Origin of the sequence: uncultured Acetatifactor sp. (assembly GCF_948601915.1) — a bacterium.
Taxonomy (GTDB): Bacteria; Bacillota; Clostridia; order Lachnospirales; family Lachnospiraceae; genus Acetatifactor.
Window position 1 is genome coordinate 38,429 of the sequence record NZ_CAPDXS010000003.1, and the last position, 25,978, is coordinate 64,406.

The 25,978-nt window shown below is 58.4% G+C and carries 18 protein-coding genes and 1 pseudogene; 15 read left to right on the forward strand and 4 right to left on the reverse strand.

Annotated elements, in window-relative coordinates:
* The first annotated feature begins 73 nt into the window (after positions 1–73).
* The 7 genes and pseudogenes from Q2B33_RS00995 (at position 74) to Q2B33_RS01020 (ending at position 8,226) form a co-directional block, all read left to right on the forward strand.
* Positions 74–2,206 (forward strand): alpha-amylase family glycosyl hydrolase, encoded by a 2,133-nt coding sequence (locus tag Q2B33_RS00995; RefSeq protein ID WP_300563820.1) that lies wholly within the window; start codon positions 74–76, stop codon positions 2,204–2,206.
* Between the two features lie 22 nt (positions 2,207–2,228).
* Positions 2,229–2,891, forward strand: coding sequence for a hypothetical protein (locus Q2B33_RS01000; RefSeq protein WP_300563818.1), 663 nt, complete (start codon positions 2,229–2,231; stop codon positions 2,889–2,891).
* Positions 2,892–2,968: 77 nt separating this feature from the next.
* Positions 2,969–4,435 (forward strand): annotated as a pseudogene (gene malQ / locus Q2B33_RS01005) (4-alpha-glucanotransferase); the annotation flags it as partial.
* Positions 4,436–4,903: 468 nt separating this feature from the next.
* Positions 4,904–4,963: a DUF6783 domain-containing protein gene (locus tag Q2B33_RS24675; RefSeq protein WP_369124244.1), complete on the forward strand. Its 60-nt coding sequence runs from the start codon at positions 4,904–4,906 to the stop codon at positions 4,961–4,963.
* A gap of 17 nt (positions 4,964–4,980) precedes the next feature.
* A complete protein-coding gene (locus Q2B33_RS01010; RefSeq protein WP_300782542.1) occupies positions 4,981–7,266 on the forward strand; it encodes a TIM-barrel domain-containing protein in 2,286 nt (761 codons plus the stop codon).
* A gap of 322 nt (positions 7,267–7,588) precedes the next feature.
* Entirely contained in the window at positions 7,589–7,819 is a 231-nt protein-coding gene (locus tag Q2B33_RS01015) for an antitoxin (protein WP_296478169.1), read from the forward strand.
* On the forward strand, positions 7,816–8,226 hold the full coding sequence (locus Q2B33_RS01020; protein WP_296478171.1) for a type II toxin-antitoxin system VapC family toxin: 411 nt from the start codon (positions 7,816–7,818) through the stop codon (positions 8,224–8,226). The genes Q2B33_RS01015 and Q2B33_RS01020 overlap by 4 nt, the downstream gene beginning before the upstream one ends.
* 114 nt (positions 8,227–8,340) lie before the next feature.
* On the opposite strand, the gene pheT is transcribed toward Q2B33_RS01020, so the two are convergent.
* The 3 genes from pheT to Q2B33_RS01035 all read right to left on the reverse strand — a co-directional run bounded on the left by pheT (position 8,341) and on the right by Q2B33_RS01035 (position 12,977).
* Complete coding sequence (gene pheT / locus Q2B33_RS01025; protein WP_300782545.1) at positions 8,341–10,782, reverse strand: phenylalanine--tRNA ligase subunit beta; 2,442 nt, start codon at positions 10,780–10,782, stop codon at positions 8,341–8,343.
* 13 nt (positions 10,783–10,795) lie between these two features.
* Positions 10,796–11,833 carry a phenylalanine--tRNA ligase subunit alpha gene (locus tag Q2B33_RS01030; RefSeq protein ID WP_296478175.1) on the reverse strand — a complete coding sequence of 346 codons (1,038 nt, stop codon included), beginning with the start codon at positions 11,831–11,833 and terminating at the stop codon, positions 10,796–10,798.
* A gap of 484 nt (positions 11,834–12,317) precedes the next feature.
* Positions 12,318–12,977 carry an ABC transporter ATP-binding protein gene (locus tag Q2B33_RS01035; RefSeq protein ID WP_330684631.1) on the reverse strand — a complete coding sequence of 220 codons (660 nt, stop codon included), beginning with the start codon at positions 12,975–12,977 and terminating at the stop codon, positions 12,318–12,320.
* Positions 12,978–13,116: 139 nt separating this feature from the next.
* Between Q2B33_RS01035 and pdxA the strand changes: the two genes are divergently transcribed.
* The 5 genes from pdxA (at position 13,117) to Q2B33_RS01060 (ending at position 19,769) form a co-directional block, all read left to right on the forward strand.
* Positions 13,117–14,154 carry a 4-hydroxythreonine-4-phosphate dehydrogenase PdxA gene (gene pdxA / locus Q2B33_RS01040; RefSeq protein ID WP_300782550.1) on the forward strand — a complete coding sequence of 346 codons (1,038 nt, stop codon included), beginning with the start codon at positions 13,117–13,119 and terminating at the stop codon, positions 14,152–14,154.
* A 210-nt stretch (positions 14,155–14,364) separates the two neighbouring features.
* Entirely contained in the window at positions 14,365–16,632 is a 2,268-nt protein-coding gene (locus Q2B33_RS01045) for a UvrD-helicase domain-containing protein (protein WP_300782553.1), read from the forward strand.
* Positions 16,633–17,059: 427 nt separating this feature from the next.
* Positions 17,060–18,121: a Gfo/Idh/MocA family protein gene (locus tag Q2B33_RS01050; protein ID WP_296463681.1), complete on the forward strand. Its 1,062-nt coding sequence runs from the start codon at positions 17,060–17,062 to the stop codon at positions 18,119–18,121.
* Positions 18,122–18,249: 128 nt separating this feature from the next.
* The gene (locus tag Q2B33_RS01055) at positions 18,250–18,756 is read left to right on the forward strand and encodes a GNAT family N-acetyltransferase (protein ID WP_300913835.1); all 507 of its coding nucleotides are present in this window, start codon (positions 18,250–18,252) and stop codon (positions 18,754–18,756) included.
* A 71-nt stretch (positions 18,757–18,827) separates the two neighbouring features.
* On the forward strand, positions 18,828–19,769 hold the full coding sequence (locus tag Q2B33_RS01060) for a nucleoside hydrolase (RefSeq protein ID WP_300782558.1): 942 nt from the start codon (positions 18,828–18,830) through the stop codon (positions 19,767–19,769).
* A 71-nt stretch (positions 19,770–19,840) separates the two neighbouring features.
* Here the strand turns inward: Q2B33_RS01060 and Q2B33_RS01065 are convergent, their stop codons facing one another.
* Positions 19,841–21,178: an MATE family efflux transporter gene (locus tag Q2B33_RS01065; protein ID WP_300771752.1), complete on the reverse strand. Its 1,338-nt coding sequence runs from the start codon at positions 21,176–21,178 to the stop codon at positions 19,841–19,843.
* Positions 21,179–21,378: 200 nt separating this feature from the next.
* On the opposite strand from Q2B33_RS01065, the gene truA reads away from it, so the two are divergent.
* From truA to Q2B33_RS01080, 3 genes are all read left to right on the forward strand, one after another.
* Positions 21,379–22,116, forward strand: a complete 738-nt coding sequence (truA, locus tag Q2B33_RS01070) for a tRNA pseudouridine(38-40) synthase TruA (RefSeq protein ID WP_300782561.1) — start codon at positions 21,379–21,381, stop codon at positions 22,114–22,116.
* Between the two features lie 74 nt (positions 22,117–22,190).
* On the forward strand, positions 22,191–23,963 hold the full coding sequence (locus Q2B33_RS01075) for an ABC transporter ATP-binding protein (RefSeq protein ID WP_300782563.1): 1,773 nt from the start codon (positions 22,191–22,193) through the stop codon (positions 23,961–23,963).
* Between the two features lie 221 nt (positions 23,964–24,184).
* Complete coding sequence (locus Q2B33_RS01080; RefSeq protein WP_300563791.1) at positions 24,185–25,954, forward strand: ABC transporter ATP-binding protein; 1,770 nt, start codon at positions 24,185–24,187, stop codon at positions 25,952–25,954.
* Positions 25,955–25,978: the final 24 nt, after the last annotated feature.

Genomic DNA, 25,978 nt, shown 5'->3' on the forward strand with positions numbered 1-25,978 from the left:
AAGCGGCAGCGGCGCGTAAAACCGGAACCGGGCGGACAGCATGGAGCCGGGCCGGAATCAGGAGAAATGAGGATTGGCAGACTATATGGAGCGGAACGGGGCTTTGGCCTACAGCAGGGAATTTGACGAAAGATATGGGTATGACGGGAAAGACCTGGGAGCGGTCTGCAGGGACGGGCGCACCGTGTTCAAGGTGTGGAGCCCCATGGCGGAGCGGGTGGAGCTGCGGCTGTACCATAGCGGCTCTTCCAAAGCCTGGCTGAAGAAGGAGCTGCAGGCTCAGGACAGGGGAGTCTGGGTGCTGGAATTTGCGGAGAGCCTTCACGGGATGTATTACGATTATGTAGTGCGGGCGGAGGGAAAGGACAGGCGGACAGCCGACCCCTACGCTGTGGGCTGCTGCTGCAATGGGGCACGGAGCATGGTGGTGGACCTGGCGCTGACGGATCCGCCGGGCTTTTCGTCGGATGCGGCCCCGGAGGAATGCGGGGAGCGCATCATCTACGAGCTGCACATCAAGGATTTCTCCCACGACCCGGACAGCGGGGTGCCGGAAGCTTTCAGGGGGAAGTACAAGGCGTTCACGGTGGAGGGCATCGGGGCGGGAGGCTCTGGGGGCAGCCCGCATTCCGCAGATGCCGCGGGTGCTGCAGGAAGCCTGTGTCCCGAGGGAGGACTGCGTCCTGCCAACGGCCCGTCCCTTACCGGCATGGCGTATCTGAAGAGCCTGGGCGTGACCCATGTGCACCTGCTCCCCTTCTTCGACTACGGGTCTGTGGACGAGGCGGGGGATGCCGGGCAGTTCAACTGGGGCTACGACCCTGTGAACTACAATGTGCCCGAGGGCTCCTATGCCACGGACGCCAGTGACGGAACGGTGAGGATCAGGGAGTGCAAGGAGATGATCCAGGCGCTGCACCGGGCGGGCCTGCGGGTGGTGATGGACGTGGTGTACAACCACACCCACAGAGGGGATTCCTGGCTGGAGAGGACGGCTCCGGGCTATTACTACCGCCGGGGGGAGGACGGAGAGCTGTCCAACGGCTCCGGCTGCGGCAACGACATCGCGGCAGGGCGGGCCATGGCGGACAATTACATAGCGGATTCCGTCCTGTACTGGGCCAGGGAGTACCATGTGGACGGATTCCGGTTCGACCTTATGGGCCTGATGACCGTGGAGCTCATGAACCGCATCCGCAGGGAGCTGGACGAGGCATTCGGCCCCGGGGAGAAGCTGCTCTACGGAGAGCCTTGGAGCGCCGGGCCTTCCCCTATGGAGGAAGGGACCACAGCAGCGGTGAAGAAGAACGTGGCCATGCTGCAGGAAGGCATCGCCATCTTCTGCGACGATACCAGGGATGCCATCAAGGGCAGCGTGTTCGACGGGACAGTTCCCGGATTCGTCAACGGAGGGACGGGGTTTGAGGAGGCTGTCCTCCAGGGAGTGACAGGCTGGCGGGAGGGCGGGGCCGGATATATGCCCAAAAGCTGCGGCCAGATAGTGAACTATGTGTCGGCCCACGACAATTTCACCCTCTGGGATAAGCTGGTGCTGTCCATGCACGGGGAGGAGGCGGATTTCTCCGCGAGGTACGAGGATGTGCTTGCCGCCAACAGGCTGGCTGCCTTGATCTATTTCACCTGCCAGGGGAATCTGTTCCTCCAGGCGGGGGAAGAGTTCGGGCGGACGAAGCTGGGGGACGAGAACAGCTACTGCGCCCCGCCGGAGCTGAACATGCTGGACTGGAGCAGGGCGGCGGAGTACGGGGAGCTGGTGGAGTATTACAGGGGACTGATACGCCTGCGGAAGAAGCTGCCGGGCCTGTGCGACAAATCCCCCTCCGCGGCGGAGCGGATCGGCTGCCAGGAAATCCACAGGGAGGGCGTGGTGTCCTTCCGGGTGGACAATCGGAGCGGCGCAGATCGGAATCCCGGCAGCGGGGCTTCCCCATGGGAAGAGCTGTTCATCGTATATAACGGTTCCGAGGAGGACTTCGCGGTAGGGCTGCCGGAGGATAGTATGTGGGCCGAGGAAAGCCCGGGGCTTGAGGACGGTCCGGGACCGGGGCGCTGGGAGATTCTGGCGGACGGGCTGGAAGCGGACTGCCGCAGACAGGTGGAACTGCCGGAAGGACCCATCCGGGTGGCGGCCCGCAGCGGCATGCTCCTGGGGAAGACAGGGGCGGGGGAAGGCGCTGCCTCATAGAGGCTTAAGGAGGGCCGATTTCATGGGAATGCTCAGCAATCCGGTTTTTCTCCGTTTTTTGGCGGCAACCGTTCTACAGACAGTTATGGTCATCACGATAGCAGACTGCCTGTTGATGGGGGTTTTACGCCCGTGCTTTGCCCGGAGATGCTATCCGCCCCGGTTCCTGCCGACAGGCCCGAACCGGATCGATTTCCAGTCGGCCATGGAGTGCTCCGCCTATGCCTCCGCTTTCGTGCTGCGGCATTTCGGACAGGATGCGTCCGGTGAGGGGCTGTACCGGGAAATGCCGTGCAGGCGCAGGGACGGTTCCGTGTACCCGCGGGGCGTTAAGAAGCTATTGACCCGGCAGGGCCTGAAAGCGGTCTACTGCACCGGAAACCTGAACGCGCTGAAAAGGGAGATTGCCGGCGGGACCCCTCCCATCGTTCTCATCCGCACATATCCCGGCAGGAAATGGCTGCACTATGTTCCTGTAGTAGGCTATGACGAGTCAGGCCTTTTCCTGGCGGACTCTCTGGCAGAGCTGTCGAACTGCAGCGGGAATGGTTACAATCGGAAAGTGGAGAACGCGGATTTCCGGAGGCTCTGGAACACTTCCATGCTGAGGATGCCGCTGTACAGACATACCTTTTTTCGGGTTTCCCGTGACGCATCAGTCCCTTTCCCGAAAGGGGAGCCGTAATCAATCAGGATACAAACGTTCGTTGGAACGCAGGGAATTGTGAAAGAAATTCCTAAGAAAGGACAGGGTAAATAGTTATGAAGAGAGCAAGTGGTATTCTGCTTCCCATTGCCAGCCTGCCGTCAAAGTACGGCATCGGCTGCTTCTCCAAGGAGGCATATGATTTCGTGGACAAGCTGAAGGAGGCGGGCCAGAGCTACTGGCAGATATTGCCCCTGTCGCCCACCAGCTACGGGGATTCTCCCTATCAGTCCTTCTCCTCCTTTGCGGGGAACCCGTATTTCATCGACCTGGAGGTCCTGATTGAGGAGGGCCTGCTGACGGAGGAGGAATGCGCGGCCTGCGATTTCGGGGACGACCCTGCCAAGGTGGACTACGGCAAGATCTATGAGGAGCGCTTCCCCCTGCTGCACCTGGCCTACGAGCGCAGCAATATCGCCCAGAATCCCGATTTCATCCGCTTCGTCCAGGAGAATGCGGACTGGCTGGAGGACTACGCCCTATTCATGGCAGTGAAGCTCCGCTTTGACGGGGCCGCCTGGGAGGAGTGGGCCGAGGACATCAAGAAGCGCTGGGATTACTCCATGGACTACTACAGGAGGGAATGCTATTTCGACATCGAATTTTACAAGTACCTCCAGTACGAATTCCATGTCCAGTGGAAAAAACTGAAAAAATACGCAAATGATAACGGAATACAGTTCATCGGGGACATTCCGATTTATGTGGCCTTCGATTCCTCGGATGCCTGGGCCCATCCGGAGATGTTCCAGTTCGATGCCGACTTCCAGCCCATCGCCGTGGCGGGCTGCCCGCCGGACGCTTTCTCCGCCACAGGACAGCTCTGGGGGAATCCCCTGTACAAATGGGACTACCACAGGCAGACGGATTTCCGCTGGTGGTGCCAGAGGCTGGATCATTGCTTCAAGCTCTATGACGTGGTGCGGATTGACCATTTCCGGGGCTTCGACGAGTATTACAGCATCCCCTTCGGGGACGAGACCGCGGAGCGGGGCCACTGGGAGAAAGGCCCCGGGATGGAGCTGTTCCACGCCCTGCGCAGGCAGCTTGGGGACAAGGAGATCATCGCGGAGGATCTGGGCTTCCTGACGGACAGCGTGGTGCAGCTTTTAAAGGACAGCGGATATCCCGGCATGAAGGTGCTGGAGTTCGCCTTCGACCCCAGGGAGGAGACGGACTACCTGCCCCACAGCTACGACAGGAACTGCGTGGTCTACACCGGCACCCACGACAACGAGACCCTGGTGCAGTGGTACAAGGGGCTGGACCAGGAGTCCAAGGCCTTCGCCGCGGAGTACATGGACAACGCTTCCACGCCTGACGATGAGAAATACTGGGATTTTGTCCGCATGGCCATGATGAGCAGCGCCAATACCTGCGTCATTCCTGTCCAGGACTACCTGGGGCTGGACGCGGAGGCCAGGATTAATCACCCCTCCACCCTTGGAGGCAACTGGGAGTGGCGCATGTCCGCTGATATGCTGGACGATGCGGCCATCGAGAAAATCTACCGCCTCACCCGGATCAGCAGCAGGCTCTCCGAGGCCAAGCAGCGGGAGGAGAACGAGAAGAAGGAGCTGAAGCTGAGGAAGGAGCGGGAAGAAAAGGAAGCGCTGGAGAAGGCGGAGAAAGAGGCTCTGGAAAAGGCAAAGGAAGAGGCTTTGGAAAAGGCGCAGAAGGAGAAGATGGCTCTGGAGAAGGCAGAAGGGGCGGCAGGGACGAAAGATAAGAAGGCCGCTGCGAAAGAGCGGGAGGAGATTTCAGGGAAGGGAACCGGCAAAGCGGAAGCGCCGAAACAGGAGAAATAGGAAGAAAGCTGTCGGGCGCATGTGGTTTAAGGCCCGGCAGTTTTGTATACTATAGGACATGAAACAGGATCGCGGGGGCAGAAAGCAGGCGGGAGGGCTTTTTGCCTGTGGGGTCCGGACAGCGGGTGCTGATTGCTCAAGGATTCATGCATTTGGGCTATGTAACCTGAATTTGACCCAAAGATACCGCAAATGTGGGGCGTGCATATGGCGGGAATGAATTTTCAAACACGCTCTAGGTAAGGAGGAATGAGGAAAATATGGGATATGGCAGACTGACAGGATATGAGGTAAAAGGACAGATTGTGGAGCTGAGCTTCGAGGAGGCACAGGCCAGGATAGAGGCGCTGACGCCGCGGATCGTGAACGTGTTCTGCGGCAGCGGCGCAGGCAGGGCCGGCTCCAAAGCAATCGAGGGCGAAAAGGCAGTGTCCGTGGACATCCGCACCCAGCGGAAAGAGGACGGCCTCTGGATCCACACGGGAGAGGTCTCCGTCCGGGTCGGCGACGGCTTCTACGTGGACTTCTATGACAAGGAGGGCGCGGAGGTCTGCGCGGACTACAGAGGACAGCGGGAGCCCTTAAAGCGGGTCAGCGGCGAGATGATCAGGCTCCTGGAGGCCGAGGGGCATTCCGCCCTGGCCGGGAGGAAGGGCTGCGCATTCGAGGTGGTGAAGAAGCTCACGGGCGGCGAGCATTTCTACGGCCTGGGGGACAAGACGGGATTTCTGGACAAACGTCATTATGAGTACGAAATGTGGAACACCGACAATCCGGATCCCCAGGTGGACAGCTTCAAGGCCCTGTACAAGTCCATCCCTTTCTTCATGGCCCTGACGGACAACCATGTGTACGGCATCTTTGCGGACAATACCTTCAAGAGCTATTTCAACATGGGACAGGAGTCGGATAAATACTACTGGTTCGGCTCCGAGGGCGGCGACCTGGACTACTACTACATCGCCGGGGATTCCCTGGCCCAGGTGCTCCAGGGTTATACCTATCTCACGGGCACCTGCCCGCTGCCGCAGCGCTGGACATTGGGATATCATCAGTCCAGATGGGGCTACATGACCCAGGAGGACGTGGAGGAAGTGGCCTCCGGAATGCGGGACAACGATATCCCCTGCGATGTCATCCACTTCGACATCGACTACATGGAGGGCTACCGGGTCTTCACCTGGAACATGGGCCGCTACCATGACGATCCGAAAGACTACCTGGAGAGCCTGAGGGAGCGGGGCTTCAAGGCCGTCACCATCAACGATCCCGGGGTGAAGAAGGATGAAGCGTATCATGTATACAAGGAGGGCGTGGAGAAGGGCTACTTTGCCAGGACGCCGGAGGGAGAAATCTACATCAATGCCGTCTGGCCCGGGGACGCGGCCTTTCCGGACTTCGGCAATCCCGCCGTGCGCAGATGGTGGGGCGAGAACCAGAAATTCCTGCTGGACATGGGCGTCCGGGGCATCTGGAACGACATGAACGAGCCCGCCAGCTTCCACGGGCCCCTGCCAGACGACGTGAAGTTCACGGACGAGGACAGGGAGATCGACCACAGCGAGATGCACAATGTGTACGGCCATTTCATGGCAAAGGCCACCTATGAGGGCTTGAAGAAGCTGGACGGGCGCAGACCCTTCGTCATCACCAGGGCCTGCTACGCCGGGAGCCAGAAATACACCACCGCCTGGACGGGGGACAACCACAGCATGTGGGCCCATGTGCAGATGGCCATCCCCCAGCTCTGCAACCTAGGCCTCTCCGGCATGCCTTTCGTGGGCACGGACATCGGCGGGTTCGGCGCGGACACCACGCCGGAGCTTCTGACCAGGTGGGTGCAGGTAGGGTGCTTCTCGCCCCTGTTCCGCAACCACTCCTCCATGGGCACCAGGGAGCAGGAGCCCTGGCGGTTCGGGACGGAGGTGCTGGACATCTACCGGAAGTACGTGAAGCTGCGCTATCGGCTGCTTCCCTATTTCTACGACCTGTTCTATGAGGAGGAGCGCACGGGAGCGCCGATCATGCGGCCGTTGGTGTACCATTACGAGAGGGACGAGACCGCCAGGGAGTGCAATGACGAATTCCTGGTGGGCAGCCAGATCCTGGTGGCACCGGTGGTGCAGCAGGGCATGAGGAAGCGCATGGTGTACCTGCCGGAGGGCATCTGGTACGACTACTGGACCAAGGAGCGGATCCAGGGGCCCGTGTGGTTCGTGCGGGAGGCTCCGCTGGACACCTGCCCGATCTACGTGAAGGCGGGGGCAATCCTGCCCATGATGGAGGAGCAGAACTATGTAGGCGAGAAACCGTTTGATACTCTGCTACTGGACGTATACCCCGGAGAGGGCAGCTACGATCATTACCTGGACAACGGGGAGGACTTCGCCTACAGAGAGGGGCAGTACCATCAGTACCGTTTCACGGTGAAGGAGGACGGCTCCGTAAACGGGGAGATAGTCCATGAGGGCTATGAGAGGCCTTATGAGCAGATTCTGGCAATGCGGCTTGGAGATGCGGAGGAGGCGCAGAAGCTTGTGCTGTGATTTATGCTCAAGACTGCCAGAATCTACGAATCCGCCGTAAACATGTATATAGGGCCGGCGGTCTTTCGCTGTAGGTCACTGCAAGTTTCATTGACGTGTAGTATATGTTATTCAGATCAGGCCCTGGGCGGATATCCGCCCAGGGCCTGATGGCTGGAGCTACATCTTCTTTTGCTTACGCATAATACTGTGCCGGGCGTATGCTGAAAGTGATCGCGGGAAGCTCCGTCTATAAGGACGCGGAGCCTTACCGGGGATGACGTTATATCTTGACATAATATATATCATGATATATACTTGAGGCATAAGGAGGTATCCGGGTATGATGACAGCGAAACTATTTGAAAACGGGAGAAGCCAGGCGGTGAGGCTGCCCAAGGAGTGCCGGTTCAGCGGCGATGAAGTGGCGGTAAACAAAATCGGGGATATCGTGATTCTGATGCCAAAGGAAAACAAATGGTCAGGTTTTCTGAGCAGCCTGAATCTTTTTTCCGAGGACTTCATGAGCGGAGGACGGGAAGAGGACATACCGCAGGAGCGGGATGCACTATGAAGTATATGTTGGATACCAATATCTGCATCTATGCCATCAAGCATAAACCGGAGGCGGTAATCAGGAGATTCCTCCTGCATGACCCGGAAGAAATGTGTATTTCCGCCGTCACCTATGGGGAACTGATGCATGGCGTGGAAAAGAGTATGGCGCCAGAAAAGAATCGGCTGGCTATTTCCCTGTTCCTGTCGCCGATTACGGTGTTGGACTTTTCCGCTAAAGCGGCGGAGGAATACGGAAAAATCAGGGCGGAACTGGAGCGGAAAGGGATGCCCATTGGCCCCATGGATTCGCTGATAGCGGCACATGCCAAGGCAGAAGGGCTTACCCTTGTGACGAACAATACAAGGGAATTCTGCCGGGTGGAGAATCTGCCGGTGGAAGACTGGGCTCAGGCGGCACCGTGACTGGACGCGGTCCGCTCCAGCCTGCAAGGATCCGTCAGGATTCTATGCAAAAAAGGAATGGCTGCCCGTACCGGAGCCATTCCTTTTTCCATACCTTGAAACGATTGCCTTTTTCTACTGCGTCCTCAGCTCCGCACCCATGGCCTTGCGGAGCTTTTTCATCACCTGTTCCGCTGCGGCCTCGATTTCCTGGGACGTCAACGTCTTCTCCTCGGATCCGATGGTCAGGCGGATCGTCACGGACTTCTTTCCGGCGGGGACCTGCTTTCCTCTGTACTCGTCCACAAAGGCAGCCTCTTTCAGCAGGGCGCTGGCTTTCTTCTTGCCCAGGATGGCATCGTAGATGTCAGTCCATGTGGCATCGGGCTCAAAGAGCATGGAGATGTCATAGTCCGTCTCCGGGTACTCCGCCAGATGCGCGAACCGGTTGGTCCTGGACTTCAGCGGCACGAGCTTCGTGGCGTCCAGCTCAAAGAGCATCACGGAAAGGTTCTTTACGCCGCATTCCATGGAGATTTTCTTGGCCAGAAGGCCCATGTCTCCGATCCGCTCCTCTCCCAGGAAGACATTCAGCCACACCACATCGTCCGCCCAGGCGGGCTTTTCTTCCTTCCGGAAGGTAAAGCTTTCCATGTGGGTGTAGCGGGGCATGTACGCAAGGGCGCCCTTGGCCTCCCGGAAAAGCTCGGTGATGTCCTTTTTGCTGCTGGCAAAGGCCCCTCCGATATGGCGGCTCTGCTGGGGCAGGGACTCGGATTCGTCATAAGGCGAACTGTAATTCCCGTCAAAGAACACCTGGGCCTCCTCAAAGAGGGAGAAGTCGTTGAAATACCGTTCATTCTTTACCACTGCTTCGCAGAGGTTGGGCAGCAGGGAAGAGCGGATGCAGCTTAGATCCGGCGCCGGCGGCGTGGACAGCTTCAGCACGCCCTCCCTGCCCGGCAGCAGGGCGTCCACGAACACATCGCTCATCCAGGGATAGGTGTAGACCTCCTGCATCCCGCAGCGGATTGCCAGGTACTCCTTGATATGCCGGAGGAGATCCTGGTCCTTTTGATTGATGGACCCTGTAAACGTGGTGGTGAATTCCGTGGCCTCGAAATGATCGTAGCCATACATCCTGGCCACCTCTTCCATCACATCGTCCTTCATGGAGATATCGCCGGTAGAGCGCCAGGAGGGAGCGGTGACATGCATGTTGTCGCCGTCGATCGCCACATCGAAGCCCAGCAGCTCCAGCTTCCTGCGGATCACGTCATTTGCCAGCTCCTTCCCCAGGCGCTTCGCCAGCCATGTGAGGTTCACGTCGATCTCTGCCCGGTCAGGCTTTTTCACATATCGGTCACAGTAGCCGGTGACTTTCAGCTCAGGGTACAGCTCCCTGAAATACTGCAGGCACAGGGACAGGGCCTGGCCGCAGCGCTCCGGGTCGATGGCCTTCTCATAGCGGGAAGAAGCCTCGGTCCTGTTGTCATAGCGCAGGGCCGTCCTGCGGATTCCCGTGGACTCGAAATTCGCCACCTCCAAAATCACGCGCTTCGTGTCAGGCAAAATGGAATCCTTGGAGCCGCCCATGACGCCTGCCAGGGCCACAGGCTCTTTGGCATCAGCGATTACCAGGTCGTCTTCGCACAGCTTAAGCTCCTTGCCGTTCAACAGCGCCAACACCTCGCCCTCCGCGGCGGGCCTTACCGTGATGCGGTCCGTGATATGGTCCGCGTCAAAGGCGTGGGTGGGGTTCCCTGTGGCGAGCATGGCGTAGTTTGTGATGTCCACCAGGGCATTGATGGGGCGCATGCCCGCTTTCCAGATCCGGTTCCGCATCCGGTAGGGCGATGCCTTGACCTCCACGCCGGACATCTCCACGCCGATGTATCTGGGGCACCTGTCCGGATCCAGGATCTCCACCTTAAATTCCGCCTGCCCATCCGGCGCATAGGGCTCGATCTGGGTCAGAGGCAAATCATACAGAGCCCCGATCTCCCGGGCGATGCCGTAATGCCCCCAGAGGTCCGGACGGTTGGTCATGGATTTGTTGTCGATTTCCAAAAGGACATCGTCCATATCCAGAGCCTGCGCCAAAGGTGTGCCCGCCGGCACCTCAAAGGCGCTCAGATCCAGGATCTCCGCCTCCCGGGACGCGGGGAACAGGTCGCCCAAGCCGATTTCGTCAGAGGCGCAGATCATACCGAAGGACTCCACGCCCCTTAGCTTGGAATTCTTGATCACCACGGGTTCTCCCTCCCCGTGCCAGCGGACGATGGCGCCGGGGCAGGAGACTGCCACCCGCATCCCCTCCCGCAGGTTGATGCCGCCGCAGACGATTTCCTTGACCTCGCCTCCGATGTCCACCTTACAAACCCTGAGCTTGTCCGCATTGGGATGGGCCTGGATCTCCTCGATCACGCCCACTACCATGTGCTCAAAACGGTCGGCCAGGTATTCCACATCCTCCACCTCCACGGTGGACATGGTCAGGTCATAAGCCAGTTTCTTCAGATCCATATTTTCCGGGATAGCCACGTAATCCCGGATCCATGATAATGATAATTTCATCGCTCTGCCCCCCTTATTTGAATTGATTCAGGAATCTTAAGTCCGCGCTGTGGAACAGCCTCACGTCGTCCACGCCGTAGCGCATCATGACCAGCCTGTCCAGACCGATGTTCACATAGAATCCCGTATATTCATCCGGATCCAGGCCCGCCGCCCGGAGCACATTGGGATGGGGAGAGCCCCCCGGCATGACCTCGATCCAGCCCACATGCTTGCAGACGCTGCAGCCCTTGCCCCCGCAGACCTGGCACTGCATGTCGATCTCAAAGCCCGGCTCCACGAAGGGGAAGAAGCCGGAGCGCATCCTTACGGGCACATCCGTGCCGAACACCTTGCTTAAGATGCTCTTGATCATCACCTTGCCGGAAGTGAACGTGATGTCCTTGTCCACGATCAGCGCCTCATACTGGAAGAAAGCCCTCTCGTGATGGGCGTCCGTGGTCTCGTTGCGGTACACCCGCCCCGGATAGACGAAGCGGTAGGGGGGCTTGTGGGTCTGCATATAGCGCACGCTCCCGCCGGTTAAGTGGGGGCGCAGGCAGAGCTTCTCGCAGGTCGCCCCGCTGTCATGCCCCTCCAGCCAGTAGGTGTCCATGCTCTCCCTGGCCGGATGGTTCTGGGGAAAGTTCAGCTTGTCAAAGGCGTACAGCTCGCTGGTGATGTCGTCCTCCTGGAAAATCTCGAAGCCCATGGAGCGGAAGGTGTCGTTCAAGTCATAGCACATCTGGGTGATGGGGTGCAGGCCTCCCTGTCTGGGCAGAATTCCCGGCACGGAACAGTCGAAATCCGGGGACACCTCCGAGGCCTTCAGCTTCAGCTCCGTCCTCTTTGACTCCACCAGCTCCGTCACCTGGTTCTTGGCCTGGTTCAGCGCAGAGCCGATCTGGGGGCGAAGCTCTGCCGCCAGGCCGGGAAGCTCTTTCATCAGAAGGCTCAGCGCCCCCTGCTTGCCGATATAGGCGCTTTTTACGCTCTGCAGCTCGTTTTCGCTTGCCGCCGCAGCTATCTTGGTCTTTACTTCAGATAGAATGCCGTTGATTCTCTCTTTCATTGCGGATGCTCCTTTCTGGTCTTTTGGCGGGCCTGTGCATAAAAAACATCGCCGCCTGTCATTGGACAAGGGACGATGTGAATCGCGGTACCACCCTATTTCAGGGCATCTCCATACCCTGCACTCGTTTTGTGCACTGTGATCTGCTGCACGGACATCCGGCTTAACGCATTTTAGTCAATGCTTTTCGCGGGAAGGCTCCCATACTGAAACTTCCAAAAGAACCGTATGGGGCGCTTTCAGCCGACGACGTCCCATCTCTGCTTTTACGGATACTTTCGTACTCACATATGTTCAACGCCTGATCGATGATTGATGCTGCACGCCGGTAGATTTTGTCACGAATCCCGACTGCAGCCCGCCGGCAGAATACCTTAGCTCATTTTCCTACGATAGATTCCGGCGGATTGCAGTATATTTTAATACGGATCGGCTCTCTTGTCAAGCGGGAAATTCGTCCACTCGCCCGGTTTGGAAGCTTGCTTTAAGCGTAATACCGTGCCTGGGCATGCCACAGCTCATAATACTTCCCCGTCTCGTCCGACAGGAGCTCCTGGTGGGTGCCGGACTGGACAATCCTTCCCTCGTGGAACACCAATATCCGGTCGCAGAGCTGGCAGGAGGAGAGCCGGTGGCTGATGTAGATGGCAGTCTTGTCTCCCACGATCTCATCGAACCTGGCGTAGATTTCCGCCTCCGCGATGGGATCCAGGGCAGCCGTGGGCTCATCCAGGATGATGAAGGGCGTGTCCCGGTACAGCGCCCGGGCCAGGGCCACCTTCTGGGCCTCGCCGCCGGAGAGCTCCACCCCGTCGGAGTCGAATTCCTTGTAGACGGGAGTCTCCAGCCCCCTGGGCATCTCGCCGTACCGCTTTCCGAAGCCCACCTCATTCAGAAGCCGCTCCGCCTTCTCCCGATTCCAGGAGGCCGCGCAGGACACATTGTTGCCCAGTGGGACTGCCAGCAAGTTGTAATCCTGGAACACCACGGAGAAGATGTCCAGATACTGGCGGTAATCGTATTTCCGGATATTGAAATCATTCATGAGGATGCGCTCGTCACGTACTGGAATATGGTGAAGGCCACCGGGCGGATCTCCTGGAAGACGGCTGAGATCAGGGAATAATATTCCTCGATATTGTATTCGTTTATCCGCTTCCCGTCGAAATGGCTATGGTTTGTTTCTTTGAAAAAATACTTATTAAAAAATCGAGCGGAGCATGTTATACTTTTAAAGGCTGAGAAGATGTCCGTATAGAAATAGAGGCAAGGGAGGTACCACCATGAAACCTATCATAGCAATTCCCATGGGCGACCCGGCTGGAGTCGGCCCTGAAATCGTAATCAAGGCTCTGGCGGATCCGGAGATCGCAGGATGCGCCGCCTGTCTGGTGGTGGGAGACGGGGCGGTCTTAGAGCAGGCCATGACATTTCCGGGCATGCCGGGCCTGGCCATCCACCGCGTAGAGTCGCCGAAAGAGGGAGACTATATCCCCGGCATCCTGAACCTGATGGACCTGAACCTGATCCGGAGGTCGGATTTCTGCCTGGGAGAGGTATCGGGAGCCTGTGGAAGGGCGGCATACAAATATATAGAAAAGAGCGCGAAGCTCTGCCTTTCGGGCCAGGCGGACGCCATGGCCACGCCGCCCGTCAATAAGGAGTCCCTGCGGGCGGGAGGGGTGGATTTCATCGGACATACGGAGATCCTGGGAGCCCTGTCCGGCACGGCCGATCCGCTGACCATGTTCGAGGTCCACGGCATGCGGGTCTTTTTCCTGACCCGCCATATGTCCCTGCGGCAGGCCTGCGACGGCGTCACGAAGGAGCGGGTCATGGACTATATCGGCCGCTGCAGCCGGGCTCTGGAGAAGCTGGGCGTCCGCGGGGGCACTATGGCCGTGGCGGGCCTGAACCCCCACAGTGGAGAGCACGGAATGTTCGGCTGGGAGGAGGTGGAAGAGATAACCCCGGCGGTGGAGGAGATGCGCGGGCGGGGCTACCGGGTGGAGGGTCCCGTGGGAGCGGACTCCGTATTCCACCTGGCCCTCCAGGGCAGATACAACAGCGTCCTCTCTCTGTACCATGACCAGGGACATATCGCCACCAAGACGCTGGATTTCGCCCGCACCATCGCCATCACCAACGGCATGCCCTTTCTGCGCACCTCCGTGGATCATGGCACCGCCATGGACATTGCGGGACAGGGAATCGCGGATGCGGTCAGCATGAAAGAAGCCATCCGCCTGGCCGTGAAATACGCGCCGGCCTTTACCGGGAAAGCGATACTCATGAGCGAAAAATTTGCCATCAGTTCATGATGCTTAGAGCATTCATGGCATACTTTAGCGGCCGTCAGTATAATTAAAGGACAGGGGCGGCACTCTACCCCTGTCCTTACGGCGTATATTGCTGTTTCTGTGTTTTTCACTATATCTATTATACCATAAAACTCCGAAAATTTCAAGTCTTGCATTTTTGCCCCATCCCACTATAATCATAGGAAACACAAGGAAAACGGGGGGACATCAATGGAAAAAGACGATTTTCAGAAGGAACTTATCCATTTTAACGAAGTGGAGGGAATCATCCGGAACAAACTGGAGAAGCTGTACAGGGAGAAGGCTCCGCTGCGGGAGAGGCTGCTGCGGGAGCGGAAGGAGATGTGGGAGGACAACAGGCACCTGATTCGGGATTTTGACGATGTGATCTTCCTGAACACCCAGGAGACGATAGTGAAATCCGTGGAGCAGCAGCTCGCATGGAATGAAGCCGATATACAGCAGCACACCAAAATGGAGAAATCCCCCTATTTCGGCCGCGTGGATTTCCAGGAGGAGGCGGGGGAGGCGGACACCATCTACATCGGAGTCTACAGCCTGACGGATGAGGAGTCCCAGGAGATATACGTGGTGGACTGGAGGGCCCCCATTTCCTCCATGTTCTATCAGTTTGATGCAGGCCCGGCCTGGTACGAGGTCCATGGGCATAAGAACCAGGTGGAGATCACGGGGAAGAGGCAGTACAGGATAGAGGATGGGCGCCTGCTCTCCGTGTACGACACGGATTCCTCCATGTACGACGACATCCTGGGACAGGCCCTTTCGGAATATTCCGACCATAAGCTGAAGGTCATCGTAGGCAGCATCCAGAGGGAGCAGAACGCGGCCATACGCAGCGACACCAAGAGCTCCTGCCTGATCTACGGCCTGGCGGGCAGCGGAAAGACCAGCATAGGCCTCCACCGCCTGGCCTATGTCCTCTACCGCGACAGGGAGACCATAAAGTCCGAGAATATATTGATTCTGTCCAACAACAACATCTTCGGCTCCTACATCTCCACCATACTTCCCGACCTGGGGGAGAAGCCCGCCCAGACCAAGGTCTTCGGCGATTTCCTGGAGGCGTTTCTGGGGGAAGGGCTGGAAATCGAGGATTATTACAGCCAGCTGAAGAGCATCGAAGGCCCTTATGCCGAGGAGAGGATCAAGTGGATCCAGATCAAGTATTCGGCGGAGCTGCTGGAATACTGTATCCGCTACTTTGCCGAATTCCCGTTCCGGATTCCGGAGATCCGCTATGAGGGGGAGGTCCTGGTATCCCAGGAGCTTTTGCAGAGCAAGCTGGACGCTGGGCATTACCATACCTTTCAGTCCAGACGGGAGAGGCTGGAATACCTGGCCAGGAGGGCCATCGAGGATTACTTCCTTCTCCATAAAGAGGAAATACGCGACAGCATCGCGGAGCGCGGGATGGAACGGAATGAAGAGTTATCGGAAAAAGAAATATATGCGCTCTATAAAAGGACCAGGAATGAGTATGTCCAACTGGCGATGGACGGAATCGGCCGCCTGAACAGGCTGGATTCCGGGAAGCAGATGGCGGAGGTCTTCGCAAGGTATCTGCGCCGGGCGGAAGTGCCGGAGGGGGATGAGGAGGCGCAGAGGATGTTCCGCTCGCTGGAGCGGGGGAAGCTCCTGTACGAGGACGCGCTCTTCTATCTGTTCATCAAGGAGCTGATGGGGGAGGCGGCCCCGTTCTCCCAGATCTACCATACCGTGATCGACGAATCCCAGGATTACAGCCTGCTCCAGCTGTATATCGTGAGATATCTGTTCCCGGGGAGCAGCTTCACCCTGCTGGGGGACATCTATCAGACCGTGAATTCCGTGACCACCATGCAAAGGTATGAGGACTATGAAAAGGTCTTCGGGTCTGGCCTGGTCCGAATCCGGCTGGGCAGATGCTACCGCTCCTCCAGCGACATCAATGCGCTGGCGTTTAGGCTGATTGATGAGGAGGAACGCCCCATAGCGGAGGAGTACTCCTATTTCGCCCGGACTGTCAGGAAGCCGCAGTATGTGATATGCAGGGACATGTTCTCCTGCCTCGGGCCCATACTGGAGCGGCTGGAGAAGTACCGTTCCGTGGCGGTCATCGTGGACGGCGAGGAGGACGCCCTTGCGGTAAAGGCCCATCTGCAGGGGCAGAAGGAGGCCCAGCTCCTCCTCTCCCCCGACGACGAGATGAAAAGCAGGCTGTCGGTCATTCCCCTGCTGCTGGCAAAGGGGCTGGAATTCGATGCCGTGATCCTGTTCGGCTGCATCCGTTCCAATGAAAAGAACGCCCATATGAGGCGCAAGGTGTATCTGGGATGCACCAGGGCGCTGCACGAGCTGTATTTCGTGGAGAGGGAAACGCTGCCGGAGGGGCTGCGGGAATGCGAGGGGTATATGGAGATTGTGGATTATTATGGAAGGCCATGTACTGGCCTGCAAAGCGCCCTTGAAGTCCGGTAGCGGCTCAGGCCCTGGCCGGATTGCTGCGGGGCCTTGCCGGAAATCCCCGTAAAATGCCTGCCGGAAAGTGGACTTTTTTGCCGCGGTATGTTATACTGACTACCTGAAGCATGCTGGAATCCATCGGCATGGGAAGGAGCCGGATCCGGAAGATGCTCATGGGGAGAGCCTGCTGCTGGTGTGCACACAACACCGAACTTGCCCCCTACACCCAGGATTGGGCCCTGTGCTTGCCAGGATGATGGCCAGGCAGAAGCCCCAGATACAGCACTGAGAGGATAGAGAATAGAATACCCTAAAAGAGGAATGGCTGCCTGTATCGGAGCCATTCCTTTTTTGAAAAAAGTATTGTCTTTTTACTATATCTATGGCAGAATGAAGATACATAGGGTGCCCCGGGACAGGGGCCTGAAAGGAGAACATAGCTATGGACAAAATGAAAGTGGCAATCATCGGATGCGGAACCATCGCCAACAGCGCCCACATCCCCTCTTACATGAAGAACGAGGATGTGGAGATCAAGTATTTCTGCGACATCATCCCGGAGCGGGCGGAGGCCGCCGTGGAGAAGTACGGCTGCGGCAAGGCCGTGGTGGATTACAAGGAAGTGCTGGCAGACCCTGAGGTGGAGGCCGTATCCGTCTGCACCCCCAACCTGATGCACTCCGTAATCTCCATAGACGCGCTGAAGGCGGGGAAGAACGTGCTCTGCGAGAAGCCTGCGGCCAGGATCTACGAGGAGGCAGTGGCCATGCAGCAGGCCCAGCATGAGAGCGGCAAGGTGCTGAACATCGGCGTGGTGAACCGGTTCAACAACCAGGTGAACCGCATCCGTGAGTACATCCAGGAAGGCCGCCTGGGAGAGATCTACCATGTATACATCAGCTTCCGGGCCCACAGGAGCATCCCCGGGCTGGGCGGCGCTTTCACCACCAAGGAGATTGCGGGCGGCGGCGTGCTGATCGACTGGGGCGTGCATTATCTGGATCTGACCATGTACTGCCTGGGCGATCCCAAGGCCCTCACCGTGTCCGGCGAGACCTTCTGCAAGCTGGGCAGGGACATTGAGGGATATACCTACAAGGATATGTGGGCAGGCCCTCCCGTGAAGGACGGCATCTACGACGTGGACGATTCCGTCACCGCCCTGATCCGCACCGACGGCCCCACCTTCACCATGCACGGCGCCTGGGCGCAGAACATCGGCGAGAGCGAGACCTTCATCGACTTCATGGGCGACAAGGGCGGCATCCGCCTGCAGTACGGCGGGGACTTCACCGTGTACACCGCGGAGCATGACGCGCTGGTGAAATTCACCCCCGAGGGAAAGAGCGAGGACATGTTCCAGACGGAGATAGACTCCTTCGTCAGATGCATCCGCACCGGGGAGAAGCTGCCCTCCCATATCGACACCGTGCTGAAGACGGCCAAGATTTTGCAGGCCATCTATGATTCCGCCGAGCAGCACAGGGAGATCGTGCTGGATTGACGGCGCAGGGATGAACGTGATACAGTGCGCCAGGGCCTGTGGGCTTTGGCGCATTGTCTGTAAAGGGCGTACAGCGGAGACGGATAGAGCATTGGGAGGAACGACAGATGAAGCTGATTATACCAACAATGGAATATGAAAAGGAAATACAGGCCTTCCGCCGGGAATTCCTGGCAGAGGGAGGGAGTATGGACGGATGCGGCTCCCTCAGGAGGCAGGAGCAGATTCAGGACTGGATAAAGGACGTGGAATGCTATCTGAAGGAGGAGACCTGTCCCCAGGGGATGGTTCCCGCCACGCAGTTCATTTATATCCGCGAGGACGATGGCAGGATGGTGGGGGCCATCCAGATCAGGCATTACCTGAACGATTATCTGGAAAAATATGCCGGACATATCGGATATTCTGTCCGTCCCTCTGAGCGAAGGAAGGGCTATGCCGCGCAGATGCTACATGACGCCCTCTCCCAGTGCAGGAGATTGGGTCTGGACAAGGTGATGGTAAGCTGCAGGGACGACAATGAGGGCAGCCGGAGGGTGATCCTCAGGAACGGCGGCATCTATGAGCGCACGGTGCACGAACCTGACAGGGATATGGATCTGGAGAGGTACTGGATATCCCTGGGAAACCTGTAAGTTCTCACTGCCATGGCCTTAGGGGGATCGCGAACCACAAAAACCAACACGAGATTTAGGAGGATACCAACATGATGAACGCTGCTCCCAAATGGAACAGAGTGTCCGATGCGGAAATGGTGAGGCGGCTGGAAAGGCCCGCGGGAAAAATCCATGTCGTCCTGGATACGGATACCTACAACGAGATAGACGACCAGTTCGCCCTGTCCTATATGGTCAGGTCGGTGGAAAAGCTGGAAGTGAAGGCCATCTACGCCGCGCCCTTTTCGAACCATCACTCCACAGGCCCAGCGGACGGCATGGAGAGGAGCTACCAGGAAATCCTGAAGGTGCTCACCTTGCTGGAGGCCGAGGAGCTGAAGGAGGTGACCTACAGGGGCTCCACGGGTTACCTGCCAAACGAAGACGAGCCTGTAATATCGGACGCGGCAAAGGACCTGGCAGAGCGGGCCATGCAGTATTCTGCCGGGAATCCGCTGTACGTGATCAGCATAGGCGCGATCACCAACATCGCCTCCGCCATCCTCCTGAACCCGGAGATTACAGGCCGCATAGTGGTGGTATGGCTGGGGGGACATGCGCTGGGCTGGCCGGACACGGAGGAGTTCAACATGGTGCAGGACATTGCGGCCGCCAGGATCGTCTTTGGCTGCGGCGTTCCCCTGGTGCAGCTTCCCTGCATGGGCGTGGTCTCGGAATTCGCCACCACGGGGCCGGAGCTGGAATATCATCTTAAGGGCAGGAACAGGCTGTGCGACTATCTCCTGGAGCATGTGCTGGACGAAGTGACCCTGCTGGATGCGGGCAGGTTCTGGTCGAGGGTCATCTGGGACGTGACCGCAGTGGCCTGGCTCCTGGACGGGGACTTCATGCAGGACTACCTGATCCACAGCCCGATCCCGGAGTATGACGGAAAGTACGCCTTTGACAATACCAGGCATTTCATCCGGTATGTCTATCATGTGAATCGGGACAGGCTGATCGGGGATCTGTTCGAGAAGCTGCGCAGATAGCTTCCGGGCGATTGGGGATATTCGGAAGGCTTTGCGGGCAGGAAGCGGGCAGTCGGCACTGACAGGACCCGTCAGCCTGGCGTAATCTGCCGCCACTTCCCCGTGCGGTACCGGGCAAAGGAGATGGCCCAGTTGATCAGCCACCCCACGGGCACCGTGACCCACACCATCTCGATGCCGAAGACCGGGGCCAGGGACATGGAGGCCGCCACCCTGAAGAACAGGTTGGCCAGGTTGGCGATGGTGAACATCCTCATGTCCCCCGCGCCCCGCAGCAGCCCGTCCACGGCCATCTTAAAGCCGATGAGGCAGAAGAACCACCCCATGAAGACGAGGTAGTCGTTTCCTGTTGCCATGGCAGTCTCCGTGCCCTCGCTTCCCAGGAAGAATGCGATCATCGGGCTGTGGAACAGCTCCAGGGCCAGGCAGATCACAAGAGCGCAGAATATGACCATCAGATTGGCCGCATGGTATCCCGTTACGATGCGGTCTTCTTTTTTTGCCCCCAAGTTCTGGGCGGTGTAGGAGGACATGGCGTTGCCGATGGCGGCCATGGGCACCACGCAGATGGACTCCACCCGGATGCCCGCGGAGAAGCCGGCCAGGGCCTGGGGGCCGAAGCCGTTCACCACGGACTGTACCAGCATCATGCCGATGGAGATGATGGACTGCTGGAGGATGGAGGGCAGGGCGATCCGGGTCATGTCCGCCAGCTCTTTTTTGTCAAAGATGCCTGTCTTCCCGCACTCCAGCTTTTTTTGCACATAGAGGAATACCCCGAAGGACAGCAGGGCGGAGAGGCCCTGGGCGATCAGCGTGGCCCATGCCACCCCGGCCACGCCCAGGCGGAACCGCTGTACCAAAACCAGGTCCAGCCCGATGTTGAACAGGGAGGAGAAGACCAGGAAGCACAGCGGGATCCTGGACTTCCCCAGGGCGTTGAACATGGAGGAAATCACATTGTACATGAACAGGAAGGGCAGACCGCAGAAGTAGATGCCCAGGTACTGCACCGCCATGTCCAGCACCTCCGGGGGCGTATGCAGCGCCAGCATGATCTGGCGGCAGAAGGCCAGCCCGAATGCGGCCAGCAGGATGCTGACGGCCAGGAAGGTCAGGAAGGCTGTGGACACGGCCAGCTTCATCCTGCTGTACTCCTTCGCGCCGAAGTGCCTGCTGACGATGACGGAGGCCCCCACGCCTCCGCCCACGGCGATGCAGATGAAGACATTGGTGAGGGCGTAGCTGGCCCCCACGGCGGCCAGGGCGTCCTCCCCCACCAGGCGGCCCACGATGGCGGAGTCGGCCATGGTATAGGTCTGCTGGAAGAGATTGCCTACGATCATGGGCAGGGCGAATACGATCAGGGCGCTGAGAGGCTTTTTCTGTGTGAGGTAGTCGTTTTTCATGTCTGGGGCTCCTTGTCTGGGATTTGGGCGATGGCTCTGGAGGCCCGCGGGCATATTTTCAAATTAGGTCTTGACATTTCCCGCCGGGACGATTATGTTTGCTTTATGTGGCATCTTACCTTATAATCAATATATGATGACATATCCACCATCTTATCAGATTCGGAGTACATTTTGCAAGACAGGAGAGGACAGAACGGATGAAGAATTTTAAATTTTTATTGGAATACGACGGGAGCCGCTACTCTGGATGGCAGCGCCAGCCGGAGAAGAACACCATCCAGGGGAAGCTGGAGCATGTGCTGGGGCTGATGTGCGGGAAGGAGACGGAGGTCATCGGGGCGGGGCGCACCGATGCGGGGGTCCACGCCAAAGGCATGGTGGCCAACGCCTGGCTGGAGACGGAGATGAGCTGCGAGGAGATCCGGGATTACATGAACCGCTATCTGCCGGACGACATCGCTGTGCGGGAGGTTAGGGAGGCCGCGGACAGGTTCCACGCCCGGTACAATACCACGGGCAAGACCTATCGGTACACCTGCCAGGACGGGCCTGTGAAGTCCGTGTTCGACAGGAAATACTGCGTCAGGCTGGACGAGCGGCCTGACCTTGCGAAGATGCAGAGGGCCGCGGAGCTTTTGAAGGGGGAGCACGATTTCAGGAATTTCTGCGTGAACCCCAGGATGAAGAAGTCCACGGTGCGGCATGTGGACAGCATTGAGATCAAACGGGAGGGAGGGTATCTGACCTTCACCATCCACGGCAACGGGTTCCTTCAGAACATGGTGCGCGTCATGGTGGGGACTCTCCTGGAGGTGGGCTATGGAAACATCACCCTGGAGGAGGTAAAGGAATCCCTCACGGGCTTCGTGCGGCAGAAGGCGGGCCCTACGGCCCCGGCGGCGGGGCTTTGCCTGATGGATGTGGATTATAACTAGGGGATGAATTGGGAAGAAGCGGGTTTTCAGAGTTTTGACTGATATGTGCGCCGGAGCGCGCAAGGTGGAAAAGCATGAGGTTCATATTTTCTTATCTGAAGAAATACCGCGGGATGATAGCGGCGGCCATGACGATTAAGTCCATCGCCGCCCTGGGGGAGCTGATGCTCCCTTACGTCCTGGAGCATATGGTGGACGATGTGGTGCCCAGGCAGAGCAGGGCGCTGATTTTCGGCTGGGGCGCGGTGATGATTGCCCTGGCCGTCTTCGTGCGCCAGACCAATGTGAAGGCCAACCGGATGTCCACCAAGGTGGCCAAGGAGAGCATCTATGAGATCCGCAGGGATCTGTTCTGGAAGTCCCTGGGATTGTCGGGGAACCAGGTGGATGAATTCGGCCTGCCGTCACTGAATTCCCGGATGACCTCGGATTCCTACAATGTGCAGAACTTCATCCGCAGCTTCCAGGCCATGGGGGTGCGCGCCCCGATCCTGCTGATAGGAGGCATCGCAATCACGCTGACCATGGACGTGGGGCTGGCGTCGGTCTTGTGCATCCTGGCGCCCATCATGATCGGGCTGGTGGTGTTCGTGTCCTGGAAGGGCATTCCCCTGTACGAAAAGGTGCAGCAGTGCGTGGACGACATCGTGCGGATCATGCGGGAGAACATCACCGGCATCCGGGTGGTGAAGGCCCTCTCGAAAGAGGATTACGAGATGCGCCGCTTCGGGGAGGCCAACGAGCAGATGGCGGGAAAGGACATCCGGGCGGGCATCGTCATGGCCCTGCCGGGGCCCCTGATGACTTTCGTGCTGAACGTAGGCCTGACCATCGTGGTGGTGGTGGGCGCTGTCAGGGTCGACGGCGGGCTCACCAGGCCCGGGGTCATCCTGGCCTTTCTCACCTATTTCAACATGATATCCATGGGGGTCATGGGCCTGAACCGGGTCTTTATGATGATGTCAAAGGCAAACGCCTCCGCGGCCAGGATCGCGGCGGTGGTGCACGCGGAGGACGAGCTGACGCCGCTGCCGGAAGCGGAGGCTGCGGTGACGGAGCGGGAAGATTATATTGTCTTCGACCATGTGGGCTTCCATTACGGCAGGGATTCAGCGGGCGCGGAGCATTTCCCAGGGCAGGCTGTCGGCAGATTCGACGGCCAGGGGCGGCAGAAGTCCCTGGACGATATCGACTTTTCCATGAAAAAGGGCGGGACGCTGGGCATCATCGGCGCCACCGGATGCGGAAAGACCACGATCATCAATCTGCTGATGCGCTTCTACGACGCGGACGAAGGGGCTGTCTTCATCGATGGGAAGGACGTGCGCACCTATGACAAGGACGCGCTGCACCGGATGTTCGGCGTGGTGTTCCAGAATGACGTGATTTTTGCGGACAGCTTAAAGGAGAACATCGCTTTCGGCCGGGACGTGTCCCCGGAGCAGATGGACGCCGCAGCAGCGGACGCCAGGGCCCGGGATTTCATCCGGGAGTACGAAGATACATACGAACATAGGGCTGTAGTCAGAGGGGCCAACTTAAGCGGCGGCCAGCGCCAGAGGGTGCTGATCGCCAGGGCGCTGGCTGCGGCCCCGGATATATTGATTCTGGACGATTCCTCCAGCGCCCTGGACTACAAGACGGATGCCGCCCTGCGGAAGGCCATCCGGGAGCATCACGCGGATACCACTACGATCATTGTGGCCCAGCGCATCAGCTCCATCATGAGCCTGGACGACATCATAGTCCTGGAAGAGGGGAAGATCATCGGCCACGGCACTCATGATCAGCTGCTGGAGGGCTGCCCTATGTATCAGGAAATCTATCGGGTTCAGATGGGGGCGTAGCGTGAGAAGAAGTTCTAAGCCTGCAAAGTACGCAGGCTAAGAACTTCTAGGCTTGCAAGCGAAGGGATTCGCTTTGCAAGCCAGTCTCACGCGAAAGAATGCCCGGAGGGCATTCTTTCAGGTGGGTGCGGTGGCTGGTGCGGATGGGGTACTCGGGCTGGTGCGATGGCAGGTGCGGATGGAGCGCTCAGGTTGGAGTGATGTCTGGGAGGAGAGGGATTATGGCATCGAGGGAGACTGTGCGGAAAAAGCCGAAGGATACGAAGGGGACGCTATTGCGTCTGCTTCGATATGTAGGAGCGTATAAATGGCTTCTGGCCTTTATCGTGGCGCTGTGCTTTGTCAGTAATTTCCTGGCGCTTCTGGGGCCCAGCATGGCGGGGTCGGCCATCAACGCGGCCTCGGCGGGGGCGGGAAAGGTGGATTTTGGCCAGGTTTACTATTACGCGGAGCGGATGCTGTTCTGCTATGTTTGCTCCTCCGTGGTCACGATCTGCATCAATATGATGATGATGTGCATCTCGAAATGGATTGCCAGGAAGATGCGGGGGGATGTGTTCCGCAAGCTCATGCGGCTGCCGGTGGGGTATTTCGACCGGAACCAGGCCGGGGACATCATTAGCCGGGTTTCGTATGACATAGATGTAGTCAGCACCTGCATCGCCACGGACGTGGTGCAGATACTGACCAGCCTGGTGACGGTGGTGGGGTCGCTGGCCATGATGATCTACATCGCACCCACCATGTCGCTGATGGTGCTGGTGACCATTCCGGCGGCAGTGATCTACACCGCGAAGATGCGGGGCATTACCCAGCCCAGATATTCCAGGCGCTCGAAGAATTACGGGATTATGAATGGTTTCGTGGAGGAGATGTTCTCCGGGCAGAAGACGATAATGGCTTACGCCTATGAGGACCGAGTGTCCGAGCGCTTTGACACCATCAACCAGAACGCGGCGGAGGCCTACTATGACGCGGAGTACTACGGCGTCACCATGGGCCCCTCGGTGAACTTCATCAGCAACCTGGGGCTGTGCCTGATTGCCATGTTCGGCTCCTTCCTGTATATGCTGGGGAACATCACCCTGGGGCAGATTTCCTCTTTCGTGCTGTATTCCCGCAAGTTCTCAGGCCCCATCAACGAGATCGCCAATATCACCAATGAGCTGTACTCGGCTCTGGCGGCGGCGGAGAGGGTGTTCGGCCTGCTGGACGAGGAAGAGGAGCTGGCGGACAGAAGCGGCGCCGCGGAGCTTGCAGGGGTGAAGGGCAATGTGGCCCTGGAGCATGTGTACTTCGGCTATGACAAGGGCCGCACCATCATCCATGACCTGAACCTGGAGGCGGGGGCAGGGAAGATGGTGGCCATCGTAGGCCCCACCGGAGCCGGGAAGACCACCATCATCAACCTGCTGATGCGCTTCTATGACGTGGACGGCGGAAGGATCCTGGTAGAGGGCGGCGACATCAGAGACTATACCAGGAGGAGCCTGCGGGGGGCCTATGCCATGGTGCTGCAGGACACCTGGGTGTTCAAGGGGACCATCTTCGACAATATCGCCTACGGCAGGGAGGGGGCCACCATGGAGGAGGTGGTGGCCGCGGCAAAGGCCGCCTATATCCATCCCTTCATCATGCGGCTGCCCTTGGGGTACGACACTGTCATCAGCGAGGACGGCGGCAACATCTCAAAGGGCCAGAAGCAGCTCCTCACCATCGCCCGGGCCATGCTCTACGATGCCAGGATGCTGATACTGGACGAGGCCACATCCAATGTGGACACCAGCACGGAGCGCAAGATTCAGAAAGCCATGCGGGAGCTGATGAAGGACAAGACCTGCTTCGTGATCGCCCACAGGCTGTCCACCATCCAGAATGCGGACTACATACTTGTGGTTGACAAGGGGGACATTGTGGAGCAGGGGAACCATGAGAGCCTGATGGAGCGGAAGGGATTCTATTATAAGCTGTATGTGGCGCAGTTCGAGTGATTCGGGATTTTCGCGCCATAAAGA